General features: G+C 38.0%; 14 protein-coding genes. 8 read left to right on the top strand and 6 right to left on the bottom strand.

Annotated elements, in window-relative coordinates; genetic code table 11:
* Position 1 precedes the first annotated feature (1 nt).
* From ESY88_RS09610 to ESY88_RS09625, 4 genes are all read left to right on the top strand, one after another.
* On the top strand, positions 2 to 1,954 hold the full coding sequence (locus tag ESY88_RS09610) for an alpha,alpha-trehalase (RefSeq protein ID WP_147087062.1): 1,953 nt from the start codon (positions 2 to 4) through the stop codon (positions 1,952 to 1,954).
* 73 nt (positions 1,955 to 2,027) lie between these two features.
* Complete coding sequence (locus ESY88_RS09615) at positions 2,028 to 2,990, top strand: carbohydrate kinase family protein (protein WP_147087137.1); 963 nt, start codon at positions 2,028 to 2,030, stop codon at positions 2,988 to 2,990.
* Between the two features lie 9 nt (positions 2,991 to 2,999).
* Positions 3,000 to 4,769 carry an alpha-amylase family protein gene (locus tag ESY88_RS09620; RefSeq protein WP_147087063.1) on the top strand — a complete coding sequence of 590 codons (1,770 nt, stop codon included), beginning with the start codon at positions 3,000 to 3,002 and terminating at the stop codon, positions 4,767 to 4,769.
* An 876-nt stretch (positions 4,770 to 5,645) separates the two neighbouring features.
* A complete protein-coding gene (locus ESY88_RS09625; protein ID WP_189702570.1) occupies positions 5,646 to 6,722 on the top strand; it encodes a metallophosphoesterase in 1,077 nt (358 codons plus the stop codon).
* 63 nt (positions 6,723 to 6,785) lie between these two features.
* On the opposite strand, the gene ESY88_RS09630 is transcribed toward ESY88_RS09625, so the two are convergent.
* Complete coding sequence (locus tag ESY88_RS09630; RefSeq protein ID WP_223270789.1) at positions 6,786 to 7,706, bottom strand: hypothetical protein; 921 nt, start codon at positions 7,704 to 7,706, stop codon at positions 6,786 to 6,788.
* A gap of 230 nt (positions 7,707 to 7,936) precedes the next feature.
* Here ESY88_RS09630 and ESY88_RS09635 point away from each other — a divergent pair, with 230 nt between their 5' ends.
* Positions 7,937 to 8,632, top strand: coding sequence for a hypothetical protein (locus ESY88_RS09635; protein ID WP_223270790.1), 696 nt, complete (start codon positions 7,937 to 7,939; stop codon positions 8,630 to 8,632).
* A gap of 994 nt (positions 8,633 to 9,626) precedes the next feature.
* On the opposite strand, the gene ESY88_RS09640 is transcribed toward ESY88_RS09635, so the two are convergent.
* Positions 9,627 to 9,812: a hypothetical protein gene (locus ESY88_RS09640; RefSeq protein ID WP_147087067.1), complete on the bottom strand. Its 186-nt coding sequence runs from the start codon at positions 9,810 to 9,812 to the stop codon at positions 9,627 to 9,629.
* A gap of 699 nt (positions 9,813 to 10,511) precedes the next feature.
* Between ESY88_RS09640 and ESY88_RS09645 the strand changes: the two genes are divergently transcribed.
* Both ESY88_RS09645 and ESY88_RS09650 read left to right on the top strand, forming a co-directional pair.
* Positions 10,512 to 11,291 (top strand): prohibitin family protein, encoded by a 780-nt coding sequence (locus ESY88_RS09645; protein ID WP_147087068.1) that lies wholly within the window; start codon positions 10,512 to 10,514, stop codon positions 11,289 to 11,291.
* A gap of 167 nt (positions 11,292 to 11,458) precedes the next feature.
* A complete protein-coding gene (locus tag ESY88_RS09650; RefSeq protein ID WP_147087069.1) occupies positions 11,459 to 12,238 on the top strand; it encodes a prohibitin family protein in 780 nt (259 codons plus the stop codon).
* 871 nt (positions 12,239 to 13,109) lie between these two features.
* Here the strand turns inward: ESY88_RS09650 and ESY88_RS09655 are convergent.
* The 4 genes from ESY88_RS09655 to ESY88_RS09670 all read right to left on the bottom strand — a co-directional run bounded on the left by ESY88_RS09655 (position 13,110) and on the right by ESY88_RS09670 (position 17,401).
* On the bottom strand, positions 13,110 to 15,347 hold the full coding sequence (locus ESY88_RS09655) for a xanthine dehydrogenase family protein molybdopterin-binding subunit (protein ID WP_147087070.1): 2,238 nt from the start codon (positions 15,345 to 15,347) through the stop codon (positions 13,110 to 13,112).
* 7 nt (positions 15,348 to 15,354) lie between these two features.
* Positions 15,355 to 16,374 (bottom strand): FAD binding domain-containing protein, encoded by a 1,020-nt coding sequence (locus ESY88_RS09660; RefSeq protein ID WP_147087071.1) that lies wholly within the window; start codon positions 16,372 to 16,374, stop codon positions 15,355 to 15,357.
* The gene (locus ESY88_RS09665; RefSeq protein ID WP_147087072.1) at positions 16,367 to 16,885 is read right to left on the bottom strand and encodes a (2Fe-2S)-binding protein; all 519 of its coding nucleotides are present in this window, start codon (positions 16,883 to 16,885) and stop codon (positions 16,367 to 16,369) included. The genes ESY88_RS09660 and ESY88_RS09665 overlap by 8 nt, the downstream gene beginning before the upstream one ends.
* A 294-nt stretch (positions 16,886 to 17,179) precedes the next feature.
* Positions 17,180 to 17,401, bottom strand: a complete 222-nt coding sequence (locus ESY88_RS09670; RefSeq protein ID WP_147087073.1) for a hypothetical protein — start codon at positions 17,399 to 17,401, stop codon at positions 17,180 to 17,182.
* 395 nt (positions 17,402 to 17,796) lie between these two features.
* Here ESY88_RS09670 and ESY88_RS09675 point away from each other — a divergent pair, with 395 nt between their 5' ends.
* On the top strand, positions 17,797 to 18,597 hold the full coding sequence (locus ESY88_RS09675) for a 2Fe-2S iron-sulfur cluster-binding protein (protein ID WP_147087074.1): 801 nt from the start codon (positions 17,797 to 17,799) through the stop codon (positions 18,595 to 18,597).
* Positions 18,598 to 18,636: the final 39 nt, after the last annotated feature.

Raw genomic sequence — 18,636 nt, forward strand, 5'->3', positions numbered from 1 at the left:
TATGAAAACTGAATTAAAAGTAATCCTATTTGGGGCGCTAGTTATGATTTCCTGTAAAAATGAAACCAAGCAACAAACTGCTAACGGGACCATCTTTAAAGCCAACATAGAACAAACTTTAGAGCGATTATTGGCACAAGAAGACACAGATGGGGATAAAAAAATCACCATTGAAGATAAAGGGCCTAAGGTCTTCGAGTTGCCATCTGAATCTGGAAACACTTATAAAGTGGAAGACACCTACAAGCTCTCAAATCTACTGCAGGAGTTGGTAATGGCAAAAAACAAGGGAGAGACTGTTGCAACTCTAGAGATGACCTATATCAATGAAGCTCCTGTGACCAGAACCTCCAGATTGATTAAGGATTATTATTGGGATGGTTTGACGAGGCATTTGGATAAAGCCGGCATCGAATCCCTTATCAAGGACACTAAAAACCAAGATTTGATTTCCAACGAACTTACCATCTATGTGCCACATAACGACACCATTGCCTATCGCTATTACAAAAGCTTGGAAAGCGAACTTCCTGTAAAGGCCATCCAACTTCCGGCCACGGTAACACCAGAATATGTCAAATCCATCAACGAGCAGCCCGGGATTCTATCCTTGAAATTGGTAAAGAAAAATAACGAGCTAAAAGGCGTGCCGTTCGTAGTTCCCGGAGGTCGTTTTAATGAGATGTATGGTTGGGACAGTTACTTTGAATCGGTTGGACTCATTGTCGATGGCAAGGTAGAGTTGGCAAAGGCGATGGCCGATAATTTTCAGTATGAGATTGATTATTATGGCAAAATACTCAATGCCAATCGCTCCTATTATTTAACCCGAACGCAGCCACCGTTCTATTCCAGTTTGATTCGGGAAGTGTATGAGGTCACAAAAGATAAGCAATGGCTAAAAAGCCATTTGATAACCGCCATCAAGGAATATGAAACCGTCTGGATGGTGCCAGGGAAACGCTTGGTGAATACTGGTTTGAACCGCTATTTGGCTGAAGGTATCGGTGTGCCGCCCGAAACCGAAAAGGGCCATTTCAACGCCCTGCTTAAACCTTATGCAGAAAAGGCAGGACTCTCAATTGACGTTTATTTATCAAACTATACTTCGGGTGTTATCAAAAGCCCTGAACTCGACGCCTATTTTGTCCAAGACCGTACTGTTAGGGAATCAGGACACGATACTTCCTACCGTATCGAGGGCAACTGTGCCGATTTGAATCTGGTGGAATTAAATGCAATGCTTTATAAATACGAGACTGATTTTGCACAGTTGATAAAGACTGAATTCAATGATGCATTTCAAACGAAGGCAAAAACCTATACTAGCGACTACTTTTCAATAAAGGCAAAGCGAAGACAAGAGTTGTCGGATCAATTTCTTTGGAACGAAAAAAAAGGATTGTATTTCGATTACAATTTCAAAACAAATACACCATCAAATTATGTGGCCGCTACCACCTTAGTGCCGCTATGGTCTAAAATGGCATCTCAAGAACAGGCAAAACGTTTGGTAGAAACAGCCTTGCCATTACTTAAGGAGCGTGGTGGAATAGCTGCTTCAACGGAAGAAAGCAGGGGCGAAATTTCAGACGACAGGCCTGAGCGCCAATGGGACTACCCGAATGGATGGGCACCACACCAAATGATGATTTGGAAGGGATTGTTAAATTATGGTTATAAGGACGAAGCCCAAGAATTAATCTATCGATGGCTGTACATGATTACCAAGAACGCTGTGGATTACAATGGCACCATCCCAGAAAAATACGATGTCGTAGAAGCAACACACAAAGTATTTGCCGAATACGGCAATGTGGGCACCGATTTCGAATACATCACGAATGAAGGCTTTGGCTGGATGAATGCGTCCTATCAATATGGTTTATCCTTGTTGGAAGACGGCTACCTTAAAGACCTGAATGAGCTGAAAGACCCAGAATCGATTTTTTGAAGTTTGATTGTGGCAATGACTAAGTTGAAAATTCATGGCAACATATAATGTGTTCAACAGGAAACCGATACAAATGAAGGATTTAGAACTAAAAAATAACAAACGAAATTCAAGAACGATAGATATACTATGCGTTGGGGAAGTGCTCATCGATTTTATAGGGCATCAATCGGGCGTGGGTATTGACGAAACAAGGGATTACCACCGGTATTTAGGTGGCTCCCCAACCAATGTCGCCATGAATTCAGCAAGATTGGGTTTAAAGTCACTAATGGTGGCGACAGTGGGAACTGATGGCTTTGGCGATTATATTTTCAAGAGGTTTTCAGAAGTTGGTGTAAATACCAATCATATGCTGGGGCATGAAGATAAGGCAACCAGTGTTATTTTTGTTTCTAAGTCTGAAGGCACGCCTGATTTCATTCCCTATCGCGATGCCGATTGTTGTATCCAAGAATCGCAAATCCCAAAGGCCATACTTTCCGATACCAAAATATTCCACACCACCTGTTTTGCATTGAGTAAAAAACCTGCGCAATCTACCATTCTGAAAAAAGCAGCGGAAGCATTTCATCTGGGTTGCCAATTGAGTATTGATGTCAACTACGCCAAAAAGTTATGGGACAGCAAGAAGGAGGCGCTTGATGTTATCAAGGCCTATTGCAAGTTTAATCCGCTGGTCAAAATCAGTGAGGATGATATGGAGCGCCTTTTTGAACGTCATTTGCCTCACAACGACATCTTCGAGTTTTTTCATGCTGAAGGTGTAGAGATTGTATGTCTCACACTAGGAAGCAAAGGCGTAAAGCTCTCACAAAAAGACCAACCAATTATTGAATTACCAGCCATAAAAGTTGAAAAAGTATTGGACACCACCGGCGCTGGAGATGCTTTTTGGTCTGGATTTTTATTCGCCTTTATCAAAGAAAAACCTGTGGAGGAGTGTTTGAAAGTTGCCTTACAACTGGCGGCGCTAAAACTTCAGAATGTGGGAAGGCTGCCCGATAACATTACCATTCTTTCTAAACTTTTATAACACATGCTTATGGATGACATCACCCAAAATACGGCCAATAACTCCGAAAACACCGAGGTGTTTAAGGGTGTCATGCTCAACGCTTATCCTGATAGTATTGGCAACACCTTAAGTGATGCCGTTGCAATGCTAAAAATGCCCGCTTTCAAGGATGTTTTTTCCATGTTTTATGTATTGCCCACCTTTTTCAACAGTGATTTGGATAGGGGGTTTTCAATCGTAGATTATGACCTCAATGAAACTTTGGTGTCACCCGAAGATTTGGCAGCGTTGGACGAACTTAATATCATGTTGAAATTGGATATTGTGTTAAATCATATTTCGGTGGCGTCCCCTCAATTCAAGGATGTATTGCAACATGGCGAGGCATCACAATATAAAGATTTTTTTATCAATTGGAATGAATTCTGGGAAGGGAACGGTACGCTTTCAGCAGATGGCGTCGTGATTCCAGATGCTGAATTCCTGAACAAACTGTTCATGAGAAAACCCGGACTTCCAGTGTTAAACGTGCTTTTCCCTGACGGAAGCGAAAAACCATTTTGGAATACCTTTTACCAAAGCATACACTATCATGAGATTACTATTCAAGATTTAAAAGGGCTAAAAATTTTCAGTACTGAAGAAATGCTCGTGATTTGCGAAAAAGTAAATAGCGCACTCGCAAAAAACCAAGATTTCAAAAGCATAGACTTTGGCATAAACAAACACTTCAAAAGTGACATCATACAAATCGTCAAAAAAAAGCGAACCTATTTGGGTCAGATGGATGTGAATGCCAAGTCAGATTTGGTTTGGAATTTTTATGAAGAAACGCTTTCAAAATTAAACCATTTTGGATGCAAAATTCTACGCTTGGATGCCTTTGCCTATTTGCACAAGCAAGTTGGGCAAACCAATTTTTTCAACAAACCAGGCACTTGGGACTATCTCGAGCGCATCAAGAAGATGGCAGAACGCAATAAGCTGATGGTCTTGCCAGAAATCCATGCCGAATATGGTCTGGGCTTACATGATGAGGTCGCCAAAAAGGGATTTCCCATTTATGATTTTTTCTTACCAGGCTTAATGATTCACACCCTTGAAAACGGCAGCAGCAAAGCCCTTATAAGTTGGGTAACCGAAATTATTGCGGAAGATTACAAAACCGTTAATATGCTCGGTTGCCATGACGGCATCCCTGTTCTGGATTTAAAGGGCAAGGAAGTGGATGGCACTTATAACAAAGGTTTGCTAGAAGATGCCGACATTGAAGCCATCATGGAAACCATCATCGCGCGTGGTGGTCGCGTTAAAAATCTGTATGATCCCGCGGGAAGAAAGATTTCATACTATCAGGTCAACGCCACTTTTTTTAGTGCCTTGGGCGAAGACGAGCGAAAATTGCTGTTGGCCAGGGCCATTCAAATGTTCATGCCGGGAATTCCGCAAGTCTGGTATTTGGACCTATTCGCCGGAAAGAACAACTACGAAGCTGCCGACCAAGGTGGAAGTGCAGGACACAAGGAAATCAATCGCAGCTCTCTCACGATGGATGCCATTGAAAAAGGCCTAAAGACACCCATTGTACTGAACCAATTAAAAATCATGCGCTTGCGAAACACCTCGAAAGCATTTCTCGGCATGGTATCCATAAAGGACAGTCCTGACCATGAACTCGATATATCATGGACGTTTGGGCAGGATAGTGTACAATTAAAGGCCAATTTGAAAAGCTGTGATTTTACGATAGACCAAGCCGCTTCAGGGATGGCTCATCGATTGGTTTTTCAAGATTAACCTGTTAGCGCGAGCGTCCCGCTCGTGACAGTCTGAGTAAGAACGAATAACCATAGCAGCAGAAACAATAGGCTTGCACCAGTAAAAAAAACAGGAGTAGAAACTACAAATCGCAGATCCCAAGCGCAGCCTACTTTATAAGTTTTAGTCACAGCTTGCTATGTTTTATCATGGAATTCATGCATTGGCTTCGCTCAAGTGCAAGGATGTATGGATTAGATATTTTTTAAGTCGGAAAGTTTAATTCAAGGTTTTAGAAGAGCGCATAAGCTATTGCAGCGTGGAAAAAGGTATGAAAGTTTTTGCCTATAGTTTAATGCAAAAGATGAAGCTTAACTGAATATAGATGATAAAGGAATGCATTTAGGAATTTTGAGAAAAACAGGAGGCGATATTATCTTGTGGGCACGAGCGGGACGCTCGCGCTTGTGGGGCGAAACGTGCTCCCGATTACTCTCTTTAAGGTCTTCTTCGAGCTCACTGACAATCAAAGTCTGTGCGTTACTTATGAATAATACCGCCTTAAAATCCTGCAGGATGCTCTGGTTTGAATAGCCAGGGAAATGCGCGATTCTCAATTTGTTCTTGAGCTCATCATAAAAAGTCTCCACGCCCCGATGCAGGCCTTCGCACGCTACAAGAATACATTTCAATATGGAACATCACTTGGGATGTTGACGCACAAAAAAAACAATCCACGGAAATTGAAAAGCACTAAATGAATCATAAACTAACCTGTTTTAAGGAGATTTGACGTACTTTAGGTTAAACATCGTGTTCAAGATATTCAAGAAATAGGAAAAGAGACTATTCTGGTTTTAAAGTCAAACTATATTTTATAAATTATAGCCTTGCAAAATGATAAATAGATTTATAATGACAAAAGTATTTTCACTTATATTCATTTGCTTTATAGGATTGGCTTTAGTCGCTTCTAGAACCTATGATTATAAAAGAGTTTCGGATATTTCGTTTCCAAAAACAGAAAGCTTTGATACCATCCAAATTACGGATGGCCCTTATATTTTTATTACTAGTGATAGTTTAATCGAAAAGAGAATCATTAAGGGTAAGTTAGAGACTAAAACGGCTGCATTGCAAACAATGCGGTCGCAATTCGATAACGAATCTTCAACCTTTACGAACGCCTCAAAAATTGCTGCATTAAGCGATATCCATGGCCAATATGATGTAGCGAAAACCATCCTAAAAAACAATGGGATTATTGATGCTGAAGACAATTGGGCTTACGGAGATGGGCATTTTGTAATTGTTGGTGACATCTTTGATCGTGGCCCAAATGTTACGGAACTTCTTTGGTTAATTTTTAAACTCGAAACGCAGGCTGAACAAGCCGGAGGAAAAGTCCATTATCTGTTAGGTAACCATGAATATATGGTAATGCAAAACGACTTGCGATATATTAACAAGAAATACAGACAGACCGAAAGAATACTACGAACGCACTATGACCAACTTTATAGCAATGAAACCGTTTTAGGGAAATGGTTACGCTCAAAAGCGACCATTTTGAAAATTGATAATTATCTTTTTGTCCATGCCGGAATATCATTAAACTTCATAGAAAGCGGGATTGACCTGGAAGCAACCAATCAAAAAATGAGGCAATCGTTGTTAGAAGAACAAACAGAAACTAAATGGGACTCTATTTACAACAAATATTATAACAGCGAGGGTCCAATATGGTATCGTGGTTATTTTAGTGAAGACTTTAAAAAATCACAACTAAAAAAAATACTCAAAACCTTACAGGTCGATCATATTATAGTTGGTCATACGTCGCAAAAACAAATCGAATCACTATTTGGGAATAAGATTTTTGCAGTAGATACCAGTATAAAAAATGGTGTTTCTGGTGAGTTGCTTTTTATAGAAAATGGCAATTTTTACCGAGGTACTATGGATGGCCAAAAGATTAAAATAAAAAAATAAAATACCTGCATTTAACCTTCCCATTCATAGAGACACAACAGTGATGACGATAGTTTCGTTGGTCTACTTCGTCCGTGCCACCTTAACAATTTCCTTTGAAAATTTGGCGTCGTTAATTAAAATCTGATAGAAGTCTTGTATATATTCTTTAGCTTTCTCATACTCGCTATCATCATCAAACATGGGTTTACAATCCTCAATTATAGCGTAAATAGCGTCTTTCTGACCTAGATATTCTTGTCTCACTTGTTGAAATACGTCATTTGGTTGCTTAAAACCACGATATAAGCGTTGGCGTACATTTTCCATAGGCAGTGTTTCATTATTAATTTGTGACACCACTGCATAACGGGCATTTACCAAACCAGACATATCAAAATCGTAGGGTACAGGTACGGTATTTTTATCTATAAAAAAAAGCTTTACATTATGTCCATATGCAGCAGAGTAGTCTGTATTGCCAATCATGAACTGAAAAAAAGCATGCCTTACCGAGCATACTACTTCTTGATGCAAAGGATGCACGTTGCGATTCAGCACTTTGCCATTATATCTTTTGGCAACCACTTTATCATCTTCAATAAGAAAGCCCATAAACTTATAGTTTTTCGGCTTTTTGTTCTTCATATCCGTATAATCTATCTCCAATAACCGTGTTTTAAAATGATAGGGTGAGAGCTGCTCATAAAACTTATAAGCCATATACTCCTTTACCACCTTATTGTTATTGCCCGATTGTGCAGAACAGGGCATAACCATTTTCAACCGCTTATTACCTTTAAATATGGTGCCTTTGGCAGAGTCCTTTTTAATTTTCAATTTTAATGGAGGAAAGGTGCAATTCTTTAACCTAAAATTGCCACGTTTTCGTAATTGCAACCCTATGGATTTCCAATTACCTTCGGAGGTCTGGTACTCAAAATTAGTAGTAATATAGCTACTGTCATTAGTTTCCTTTTTCATTTCCTTTCGCGAATAGCTCATCTTTATAGGGACTACACGTTGACTTCGAAAAAGTTTGGAAATTTTCGTGGTTTGCGTTGTATCAGCAGCGGTTTGTGCAAAACTGGACGTGCTGAAAAAAAAATAAAACAAAACGAGAGCAGAAAATATTTGTTTATTCATGAGATTGTTAATAGCTTTAGCTAATATAAGCTATTAATAGTTAACGTATTAAACAATATTTCTCCATATTAAATCACAGAACGATCATAGTGACGGTCATCTCTATTGTGGTCACCTTTCTTGCCTATTATTTTAATATCAGTTTTAATGTAGACCTCACCTTATTGAGTATTGCCATTATCTTTCCTCTGGTATTTACCATTCGAGGTTCTTTCAAACGCCGTGAGAAGGCCTTGGAACATTTGAGCGCATTTCGCTCTAACTTAAAAACCGTTCAAGCCTTCTTGATGAGTAAGAACGGGTTGACAGAACAAGAAAAAATCGAAAGTGTAGACATCTTAATTGAGATTAACGAGTCGGTATTACAGCATTTAGGTAAGTCCGAATACTCGTTAAAAGACCTAGATACTATTACCGATAAGGTCTTTCAGTTTACACTAGACAAAGATGCTACAATGGCAAAAGGCTCGCGCGACAAGGTATTTAGGTTTATGCGGGATGTGCACCGCTCTATTGAAAACTTACATTCCATACATTCGCACAGAACACCAATAAGCTTAAAAGCTTATTGTAAGATATTTGTGTATGTTTTTCCGTTCATGTACGCGCCAACCATAATCTATGCTATAGGTTCAGAATCCTTGAGCTGGGTGGCATATACCATTGTGATTCTTACGGAATTCATCCTTATCTCCTTGTACAATATTCAGAACCATTTAGAATACCCTTTTGATAATATCGGTACAGACGACATTAACTTAGATAACTTTAGGATTACGAGATAATACGCGGCAATTGTTTCCCTATAAAAAGTTTTAAAGCAGAATTGACAAATGATTATTCAATTTCGATGGAAAATTTGGAATTACAAACGGACATTACGGATTCACTAACTTCTTATTGGACAAAAAAAGTATGTCGTGGACAGGCAAATAAAACAGAGTCTTGACGATTTGAAAATGAATCACTTAAAATCATTTAGGAACCACAATGTGGACCTCTTTTTTGTGTATTTATAAGTCCTCAGCTATAACTTAATCATTTTTACAATTCATTTTATACTAAATTCAATAATTTAGTTTTGCAATCAAAATGATAATTCAATGAGCAATTTTTTTAATGAATTAAAGCGACGTAACGTCATTAAGTCTACAATTGCTTACTTGGTTGTGTCTTGGATTGTCATACAATTCACTTTAGCAGTGCTCCCTACATTTGGAGCTGCAGATTAGGTCATTCAATCTATTATGATCGTTCTAGCCATTGGTCTGCCCATCTGGATTATTGTTTCATGGATTTATGATATTAGTCCTGCTAGCGCGAGCGTCCCGCTCGTGACAGTCTGAGCAGGAACGAAAAACCATAGCAGCAGAAACAAGAGGCTTGCACCAGTAAAAAAAGCATGAGTAGAAACTACAAATCGCAGATCCCAACCGCAGCATACTTTATAAGTTTTAGTCACAGCTTGCTATTTTTCATTATGGCATTCATGCATTCGCTTCGCTTAGGTGCAACGATGTATTGCTTAGATATTATTTAACTCGAGAAGTTTGTTTTCAATGTTTTAGAAGAGCGCATAAGCTATTGAAGAGCGGAAAGGGGAATGAAATTTTTTGCCAATTGATTATACCAAAGATGAAACCTAACTGAATATAGATCATAAGGGACTGCACGTAGGCATTTAGGAATTATGAGAAAAACAGGAGACGACATTATCTTGTGGGCAGGAGCGAGACGCTCGCGCTTGTGGGGGCACAAATATATGCCGTAATAGGTTAGTTAACAGATACCTGTATTAAAAACGGTCAAAACATTTTGGGTGCTTCTAAAACTATTGCTATATAAAGGCAGAATAGTTACCTTATTTGTTCTATTAAGCATCAAAACGATTAGTGTGGTAGGCTCTGAAGTAGCAATTTCAAATAAAATGGTACGTTCAACGTTCACATTTACAATGCTATTCAAATCCATAAATCAGACTATAATAAGTTCAAAATTATTTCATTTATTAGGAAAGATTACTGAAAAAATTTAACGTTTTCGAGTAAAATATTACCTTATAAACAACAATTTCGCATTACATTTTTTATAAATCTGCCTTTTTAGACTGAAAAAAAATACTACATATTCTTTCATGCTCAATCTTAAAAGTTAAAGAAAACAAAATTGGAATCGGAATTCTAGAATTGTACCACATTTTTAACAAGATGTTTGACTTCTAAAAACAAGATAAAATCCACTTTTTACATCGTAAGAACCCAAGGAACTAAATTGGTCTTAGCATAAATTATATTTATATGTAACATAATAATTATAAATAATAATATAAGCAATATATCTTATAACTTTAAAAAAAGAAGTTCCTTGAAATATTAAAATGACTAAAAGGTAAATAGATATTCCAAATGGAGCAGATCGACCATTATTCTTGAAATATATGACGTAAACCATTCCAAAACTTATTAAAAATTTAGATAAATAGTAAGTTGCTTGGCAAAACTACTGATTTTAAAAAATAATGTATATAGGCATAAAACCATAAGTAATTCGATTTTAAAGAATAAGCGTTTGTTTCGAATTCATACCATGAATAATTCCCTGTTATCTATTAGTCCATCTTAGAGTAAATTAAGACGCTAACTTTTAAACTAAAATAAATTTGCGATGAAAAATAATTTTTTTCTTTTAACGGGTGTATTGATATTGTTTTCTAATTGTGCCGTAATAAGACCTGGGGAGGCCGGCGTTAAACAAACTTTGGGTAAATTTTCAGATAAGGTTATCACCCAAGGTACTGTGGTTTATAATCCCTTTATAAGTAAAGTTTTAAAAGAATCAACACAAACCAATAATATAAATTTAGTAATGTCTTTACCAAGTAAAGAAGGTTTGAGTGTTGATGCAGAAATCTCAATTTTGTATCGTTTAGAGCAGAATAAAATTCCTTCTGTGTTAAGAAATTTAGGACAGGATTACGAAGATATCATAACGAGTGTGTTTAGATCTGCTTCTTCCGATGTTTGCGCTAAATTTTTCGCAAAAGACATGCACTCCGGTATGCGTGCCGACATAGAACGGGAAATAAAGCTTAAAATGGACGAAAATCTTGAAAAGCAAGCGGACGGCATTGAACTTATCTCCGTATTGATGAAGCGAATTCGACTGCCATTGGGATTATCTAATTCTATAGAACAAAGGCTACAAGCCGAACAAGATGCCATGCGAATGGAATTTGTAATACAACAGGCAAAACTAGAGGCAGAAAGAAAAATTATTGATGCAGAAGGAGAACGAGATGCTCAGATAATTTTAGCTACGGGGCTTACTCCAGATATTATTAAAATCAAAAGTATAGATGCCTTCAATAAATTATCAATTTCGCCAAATAGTAAGATTATCATCACCGACGGGAAAACGCCGATGTTGATCAATGCAAACGAATAAAACGAGAGAACTAAGTTATAACTGAAAAAGCTAGATATGTTTAAATTCAATATGAGATGACAAAAGCTCGTTTCTTATTCAATTAATTGTCATCCTAGTTTCAGCTTTAAGCTGCTTTAAAACAATAAAAAAAGTAAACAAAAATATAAACCATAAATAATAATGCTATGAAAACTAAATTTTTACTCTTGACAGCAATATTGCTACTATTTTCTAATTGTGCTGTAATTAGACCAGGGGAGGCTGGTGTAAAACAGACATTAGGTAAATTTTCGGATGACGTAATCACAGAGGGCACGGTCATTTATAACCCTTTTATCAGTAAAATTATAAAAGAATCAACACAGACCAATAATATAAAACTGGTTTTGAGTTTACCTAGTAAAGAAGGTTTGAGTGTGGATTCCGAGATTTCTATTTTGTACCGTTTGGAGCAAAACAAAATCCCTTCTGTTTTAGAGAATTTAGGACAGGAATATGAAGATATCATTACCAGTGTATTTAGATCTGCCTCTTCTGACGTTTGTGCTAAATTTTACGCAAAGGATATGCACTCTGGGATGCGATCAACCATAGAAGAAGAAATTAAAATTAAAATGGAAGAAAATCTTTTAAAGCAAGCAGAAGGTATTGAGCTTATTGCCGTTTTAATGAAAAGTATCCGACTTCCAAGAGGTTTAGCTAATTCTATTGAGGAAAAACTACAAGCCGAACAAGATGCCATGCGTATGGAATTTGTTATACAGCAAGCCAAACTAGAAGCCGAGAGAAAAATTATAGATGCCGAAGGAGAACGAGATGCTCAAATTATTCTGGCTACAGGACTTACTCCAGAAATCATTAAAATTAAAAGTATAGATGCCTTTAATAGATTATCTGCATCGCCAAATAGTAAAATTATCATCACCGACGGTAAAACGCCCATGTTGATTAATCCAAACGAATAAATCTTGGAGCATCTTGTGGAGTAGAATGCTAAAGGTACTGCCTCCGGTTTGACCCAGCTGCCCTTAATATTTGTAACCTTAATGGTTTAGAAGCCACTTCAATTAAAATTGGAGTCGGCTTCTTTTTATTTAATAAAGTTTTCTAGATTTATACACCCCAGATAGAATACCAGTGCAAATTAATAACCAGGCTCTATGCCCCACTTTTTTATTGCCACAACTTTATGAAAACAATGTTTTTATATATTCTTGAAAGGTTCTAGCAGCTATAAGCATGCCTTAAAACCACAAAAGTTTAGGCAAAGCTTCTTATGCCCTGCTATCGCGAGCGTCCCGCTCTTGACCGTCTGAGTAAGAACGAATAATTATAGCAGCACAAACAAGAGGCTTGCACTAGTAAAAAAAACACGAGTTAAAACTACAAATCTCAGATCCCAACCGCAGCATACTTTATGAGTTTTAGTCACAGCTTGCTATTTTTCATTATGGCATACATGCATTCGCTTCTCTAATGTGCAACGATGTATTGCTTAGATATTATTTAACTCGAGAAGTTTATTTCAATGTTTTAGAAGAGCGCATAAGCTATTGAAGAACTCAAAAAGGCATGAAAATTTTTGCCTATTGTTTTATGCCAAAGGTAAAACCTAACTGAATATAGATCATCAGGGACTGCATGTAGGCATTAAGGAATTATGAGAAAAAAAGGAGAAGACATTATCTTGTGGGCACGAGCGAGACGCTTGCACTAGGTGGGGAGCTCTCTTGATTTTGGAAGTCATAACCCTCAATAGACACAAACCATGCAACAACTTTAGAACATATTTTTTGCGGTTTTTGAGGCGTTGTAACAGTGCAACTACTGGAATATTTATAGCAATTGATCAAAATGAATAGGGAATTTATTCACGCGTTTTCCTGTAGCATGATAAATCGCATTCGCAATGGCAGGTGCCATGGAAGCCAATCCAATTTCGCCAACACCCTTGCTGCCCAACTCGTTTATAATATCATCTTTTTCATCGACAAATATCACATCCAATTCATGAATATCTGCGTGAACAGGAATATGATATTCGCCTAAATCGGTGTTCATATATTTACCTAAATTGTGATCCATTAAGGTTTCCTCCCGTAAAGCTTTACTAATTCCCCAAATCATTCCGCCTAAAATCTGACTGCGTGCTGTTTTCGGATTAATAATTTTTCCAGCAGCTACAGCAGTTACTGCACGGGTTACGTTTACGATCCCCAATTGTTCATCTACCTCAACTTCTACAAAAGCTGCACTATGCGCTGCACGTGTATACTGTTTCAATTTCAACACATTCGGAATATTGTTTTTTGAAGCCTTGATTTTTTTTCCATCATTATCGGCTATAATCTCTTTAAATGTTACAAAATTGCTTTTGTCTTGTTTTAAGTGCATGGAACCATCTTCAAAAACGACATCTTCCAGAGCTACCGAATTAAAAGTGGAGTTGTTCATCTTTTTGGCTTTCTTAAAGATTTTCTTTTTGAGGGATTCGCAAGCAGCTTTTACCGCCGACCCTACAACGCCGGTTGTATATGAACCACCTTGAATTGGTGACAATGGCATGTTGCTGTCGCCATATTCAAAAGTAACATCATCAATGTGAATGCCTAATGAATCTGCAGCAATCTGTGTCATTACAGTCAATGTTCCAGTACCAATATCGGTCACAGCACTTTTCACTTTCAATTTTCCTTTTTTGTTGATGCTGGCTTTTGCTTTTGCAGGAAGCGCGATAACATCCCAGATTCCAGAACTCATGCCAGTTCCTACCAAACGGTTGCCTCGTCTTGTGGTTCGAGGTTCAGATTTTCTGTTTGCCCAACCAAATTTCTCTGCACCTTGGAGATAACATTGTTTTAATTCTTTGCTCGAAAACGGTTTGTTTGCACTCACATCTCGTTCAGCATAATTGAGCAAACGCAATTCCATTGGGTCGACTTTCAATATATAAGACAGTGCATCCATTGTGGCTTCGATGGCATGCAATCCTGTGCTTCCGCCTGGTGCGCGCATATCCATTGGTGAAAAAACATCTAATGGCACTAATTTGTAATCCAATAAGGTGTTTTTGGCAGGATAGAGCATATTGGCCCAATTCACGACCACTTCGGTGTAATCCTCATGTTGTGATGTTTCGGCGATTGCAGTGTGGTTGATTGCTGTAACAGTACCGTCAGCAGTAGCCCCAAATCTTGTTTTCTGAATGGTTTGTGGTCGATGTCCGAACGTGAACATCTGCGCTCTATCCATCGTAACACGTACATTCCTTTTGAGTTCCAACGATGCCATGACGCAAAGAAACAGTTGGTATTGAGGTCTTAAGCCAGAACCAAATGCGCCACCAACAAAAGGTGATAGAATGCGCACGTCTTTATAATGAAGTCCGAAAACATTGGCTATATAAATTTGGCAATTACTCGTTCCCTGGGTTTTGTCGTAAACCGTCAATTTGCCATCACCCTCGTAAACGGTGGTTGTAGTGAAAAGCTCTAAGGGATTATGGTGCTCAGTGCCATGGATAAACTCACCGGCGTATTGTACATCAGCATCGTTATAGGCTTTCTCAAAATCGCCATTCGCACTTGGTGGCAAAGGTTTTATAAAGGTTGCTATTCCCTTTTTGGGGTCACGAGCGTCGTCTAAATGCGCTGCCAATTCTGTTTCAAACGGTTCTTCATCATAGGTGACTTTAATTAGAGTTGCAGCATAACGTGCAGTTTCGAAAGTTTCTGCAACAACAAGTGCAATGGGCTGGCCATTATACAAAATTTGGTCATTATAGAAAGGTTTAAAGGGCGTTCCTGGTGGCGCATCCATATCGGCATACATGATGTCGAACCAAGGAAGTTTTGTACGATTGTTATGAGAAAATATAGCGACGACTCCAGATAAAGCATGGGCTGCACTTTCATCTATTTCTAAAATCTTTCCTTTGGTAATTGTGCTATTTACAATATACCCTTGCAGCAAACCTGGCACGTCATATTCGCCTGCATATTTTGCTGCTCCAGTGACCTTGAGATGACCTTCGAGCCTGTTTACAGATTTACCTATTTGTTTTGATATTTTCATAAGCTGTTTATAATGAAGGTTGCGCTCCTGGCCTTTGTGATTCTGGATCTAAGGCCATGATGCAGTTACGTACAATTGCTCGTTTTGAAAGTTCGATTTTGAAATCATTTTTGCCAAAACCTTTGGCGCCTTTTAAAATCATGTTGGCTGCTGAGGCAAAATTTTCTTCGGTCGGTGATTTGTCAACTAAAAATTCTTCTGCTGCTACTACTCGCCATGGTTTGTGAGCAATTCCGCCTAAGGCAATTCGGATTTTAGTGATTTTATTATTTTCTAATACCATTCCTGTTGCTACACTTACGAGTGCAAATGCATAGGAATTTCTATCGCGAAGTTTTAGGTAAGAATAATTTTCAGCAAAACCTTCTGAAGGTAAACTTATGCCGGTAATCAATTCGTTTTCTTTTAAATTATTGTCCAATTCTGGTGTGTCGCCAGGGAGTCTGTGGAAATTTGAAAACTCAATTTCACGTTCTCCATCAGGACTTTTTACATGTACAACCGCTTCAAGTGCAGCCAAGGCGATGCACATATCTGAAGGAAATACGGCAATACAGTCTTCGCTTGTTCCAAGGATGGCGTGTATTCGATTGAGACCGTTTTTTGCCGGACAACCGGAACCAGGATTTCGCTTATTGCAAGGCGAAGAGGCATCATAAAAATAATAACAGCGTGTGCGTTGTAAAAGATTTCCACCATTGCTTGCACTATTTCGAATTTGAGCTGAAGCGCCTGCCAATATTGCTTTGGATAATAATGGATAACGCTCTTCAACTAGTTTATGATAAGCTGTGTCTGAATTTGTCGCCAATGCTCCCAAAAACAGCCCGCCATGATCATCTTCCTTGATAGCTTTGTAGTCGTTGAGGCCATTGATATCCACCAATGTTTTTGGATGCGCTAGATTGTACTTCCATAAATCGATAAGATTTGTGCCGCCTGCAATAAAGTTTGCTGCATTGTTTTTCGAGATTTTATTTAAGGCATCGTTGGGATTTGAAACTTTTTGATATGTAAAATTATTCATTGCGCTTGTCTTTAAATTCCATTATTGCATCAATTATATTGGTGTTCGCGCCACATCTGCAAAGATTACCGCTCATTTGTTCTTTAACTTCATCACGTGTATCGGCCTTGCCTTCTTCAAGCATTGCGATGGCACTACAAATTTGTCCGGGTGTGCAATATCCGCATTGAAAAGCGTCGTGCTCAATAAAGGCTGTTTGCAGTGGATGCAACACTTCGCCATTTGCGATGCCTTCGATGGTTGTGATTTCTGAACCATCCTTCATGACTGCTAGCGTAAGACAGCTCAAAATTCTTTTGCCATCACAGATAACAGTACAAGCTCCGCATTGTCCATGGTCACAACCTTTTTTAGTGCCGGTCAGTTTTCCGTGGTCACGAATGGCATCCAATAGGCTTACCCAAGGCATGACGTGTAGGTGTAATGTGGTTTTGTTGATGTGCAGTTGAACTTTTGTAGCGTTGGAATTGCTGCTGAAATTTGCTGTATTAGAGCTGTTTTTATCGTGCATGGTTTAGGTCATATTTCTAGTTGGACACTACTGATTAGTTCTGAATACCAATTTCGTTTCCTAGGCACTCAGCAATAGGATTCTTGAAAATAGAATATTATTCTGAATTTCCTTTTGTAAATGGTATTATGAGTTAAAAAAATTGCTGTTACAGTTAAAATAGTGGCACTTATATGAATATGGATAATTATGTGTTTTTAATTCTTATGAAGAAAGTGCTCAATCAATTGTTAGATGCCATGAGTAAAATTAACTGCTGAAACCATTTTAAAGTTACAGCTATCGGCAAATAATTCAGGGGCATTCGGGAAATTCTTCGGAAGCTATTTTTGATAAATTGTAAATGTCAGTCAGATTTGGATTGTATGCCATTCCATAACGCATTTTTTTGCTTTTTTCGAGACTTGAAGTAGGATTGAACTGATCAAGCAATACTTCTGAATGATCTGAAATATGTTTCAAACAATTGATAGCAGTTCCACCGGAATGAATGAGTGTCAAACCTTGATTTCCCATTCACTTGCAATTCGAAAATGCGATAGAGACAAGCATTCATCATGTAGGTTTTTGAAAATCAGAAAACTAAAATATGGCGCTCATATTTTAATAAGCGCCCTCATTTGGCAGTAGAATTTACACTTTTGAAATTCTCAATATTAAAATTTGTTCGGTTTTGGGTTAAAATATTATTTTTTCGAGTTAACAACGTAAAGTCATAAGTATAAATTTGCTTTAGAAGCTAAAGCAAGCACTATAAAGCCCTCCTATTGATTGCATTATGCTTTTTAAGTTCACAGTTTTTAAGATATAAATATTAATCAAATTCGATGCCTCAATAGAAATACAAGTAGCGTCTTTTTGGACATTATGTATTAGGTCAAGAGCTGTTTGAAATAACTAACATTATTTTTATGAAAGAAGACGACAAATTTAAAGAAGAGGTCAATTTAGACAAGCTGAGTGATGACGAGAATATCATCCTCGATGCGATGGGGCTGAACGGAAGTAACCGTAGAAAATTTTTAAAACAGGTTTCTATGTTTAGTTTAGGATTATACGCATCCTCTATTTTTACTTCTGAAATATTCGCCGATACTATGAAAGACTTACCAGAAAACGCCCGAGTTTTATTAAACGAGGTCATGGTTAATCTTAGGGTTAACAAAGTCGTAAAACCAATCACTATAGATTCGAGAACTAGTTTGCTTGATGCCTTAAGAGAAAGACTGGCTCTCACTGGTACGAAAAAAGGATGTGATCATGGCCAATGTGGCGCATGTACTGTAATTATAGACGGAAAACGCAATCTTTCTTGCCTTACTTTGGCAGCTACCTGTGAAGGAAAAGAGATCACAACGGTAGAAGGGCTCGCTAATAATGGAGAAATGCATCCCATGCAGCAGGCATTTTTAAAACACGATGGTTTTCAATGTGGTTATTGTACACCCGGACAGATCTGTTCTTCGGTAGCGCTCTTAGAGGAAGCTAAAAATGGAGAAGCCAGTTATGTGACTGAAGATTTGAAGACCATTAAATCTGGTTTGACGCTTTCCGAAGAAGAAATACGGGAACGCATGTCTGGAAATATTTGTCGATGCGGTGCCTACAATAATATTGTACAGGCCTTTAAAGAAGTGCATACCGGAAATGAGGAGATGCCAACTTGGGAATTTGCCACACAAGAGCAAATGGATAATGCCAAGAATGCTTAGAGGAGCTTAGGTTTTTCTAATTTGAAATACTATTAAAGA

It is taken from the genome of Subsaximicrobium wynnwilliamsii (assembly GCF_007997225.1).
Taxonomy (GTDB): domain Bacteria; phylum Bacteroidota; class Bacteroidia; order Flavobacteriales; family Flavobacteriaceae; genus Psychroserpens; species Psychroserpens wynnwilliamsii.

What these genes read in the sequence shown, in the direction of transcription:
- ESY88_RS09665 (WP_147087072.1), bottom strand. Translation starts at nt 16,885, where the DNA reads ATGCACGATAAAAACAGCTCTAATACAGCAAATTTCAGCAGCAATTCC.
- ESY88_RS09675 (WP_147087074.1), top strand. Translation starts at nt 17,797, where the DNA reads ATGAAAGAAGACGACAAATTTAAAGAAGAGGTCAATTTAGACAAGCTG.
- ESY88_RS09620 (WP_147087063.1), top strand. Translation starts at nt 3,000, where the DNA reads ATGGATGACATCACCCAAAATACGGCCAATAACTCCGAAAACACCGAG.
- ESY88_RS09660 (WP_147087071.1), bottom strand. Translation starts at nt 16,374, where the DNA reads ATGAATAATTTTACATATCAAAAAGTTTCAAATCCCAACGATGCCTTA.
- ESY88_RS09615 (WP_147087137.1), top strand. Translation starts at nt 2,028, where the DNA reads ATGAAGGATTTAGAACTAAAAAATAACAAACGAAATTCAAGAACGATA.
- ESY88_RS09630 (WP_223270789.1), bottom strand. Translation starts at nt 7,706, where the DNA reads ATGAGCTATTCGCGAAAGGAAATGAAAAAGGAAACTAATGACAGTAGC.
- ESY88_RS09645 (WP_147087068.1), top strand. Translation starts at nt 10,512, where the DNA reads ATGAAAAATAATTTTTTTCTTTTAACGGGTGTATTGATATTGTTTTCT.
- ESY88_RS09610 (WP_147087062.1), top strand. Translation starts at nt 2, where the DNA reads ATGAAAACTGAATTAAAAGTAATCCTATTTGGGGCGCTAGTTATGATT.
- ESY88_RS09625 (WP_189702570.1), top strand. Translation starts at nt 5,646, where the DNA reads ATGACAAAAGTATTTTCACTTATATTCATTTGCTTTATAGGATTGGCT.
- ESY88_RS09655 (WP_147087070.1), bottom strand. Translation starts at nt 15,347, where the DNA reads ATGAAAATATCAAAACAAATAGGTAAATCTGTAAACAGGCTCGAAGGT.
- ESY88_RS09650 (WP_147087069.1), top strand. Translation starts at nt 11,459, where the DNA reads ATGAAAACTAAATTTTTACTCTTGACAGCAATATTGCTACTATTTTCT.
- ESY88_RS09670 (WP_147087073.1), bottom strand. Translation starts at nt 17,401, where the DNA reads ATGGGAAATCAAGGTTTGACACTCATTCATTCCGGTGGAACTGCTATC.